This is a genomic window from Mycobacterium sp. (assembly GCF_008709575.1).
In the GTDB taxonomy this organism is placed as follows: Bacteria; Actinomycetota; Actinomycetes; order Mycobacteriales; family Mycobacteriaceae; genus Mycobacterium.
Genome location: NZ_VYIK01000260.1, coordinates 1 through 800 on the forward strand (window position 1 = coordinate 1; position 800 = coordinate 800).

The 800-nt window shown below is 64.4% G+C and carries 1 protein-coding gene and 1 pseudogene; one reads left to right on the top strand and one right to left on the bottom strand.

The annotated features are described in order from the left end of the window. Nucleotides 1–110 (top strand): annotated as a pseudogene (locus F6Q13_RS18310) (VOC family protein); the annotation flags it as partial. A 4-nt stretch (nt 111–114) separates the two neighbouring features. Here F6Q13_RS18310 and F6Q13_RS18315 read toward each other — a convergent pair. After that, entirely contained in the window at nt 115–606 is a 492-nt protein-coding gene (locus F6Q13_RS18315) for a carbonic anhydrase (RefSeq protein ID WP_293059568.1), read from the bottom strand. Nucleotides 607–800 lie beyond the last annotated feature (194 nt).

Here is an 800-nt window from a genome sequence, read left to right on the forward strand (position 1 = left end):
AGCGGCCCGGCGAGATCAACCATAAGCACGGGGGGCGCGGCGTGTACTTCCGCGACCCCAGCGGTCACTTCCTGGAGATCATCACCCGACCTTACGGCTCGGGCGCCTGACCCGTTACCGGCTGACTTCGTTGAGCCGGCCCGTGGCGACGTCGAACACGAAGCCGCGCAGCGACTCGTGCTTGGTGACGAACGGGTTGGCTTCGATGCGGCGCAACGACTGACGGACATCGTCAGCCGGATCCGCGAACGCCTCGGCAGCCCACGGCGGTTTGAGACCGGTCTCCTCGGCGATGGCGCGCTTGAAGTCGTCGTCGGTGAAGGTGAGCATTCCGCAGTCGGTGTGGTGGATCAGGATGATCTCCCGGGTCCCCAGCAGCCGTTGGCTGATGGCCAGAGATCGGATCACGTCGTCGGTGACCACGCCGCCGGCGTTGCGGATGACGTGTGCTTCGCCCTGGTTGATCCCGAGCATGCGGTAGACATCCAGCCGGGCGTCCATACACGCGACGATCGCCACGTGTTTGCTCGGCGGCATGGGTAGCGGCCCGGTGAACGAGCGCGCATATTCGACGTTGTGGGCCAGATACTCGTCGGTAACCGTCACGTCAATCTCCTTAGGGACCGCCGTGCTTCGCGGCGAAATTCACGTCGCCAATCTTAGTTTGCTCGGGTCTGCTCGCTACCCTGTGCCCATGCGACACCGGCGGGGCGGGCAGCCATGATCCGATTCCTCGCGCGCAGGTTGCTCAACTACGTCGTCCTGTTGGTGCTGGCGTCGTTCTTGACGTTCTGCCTGAC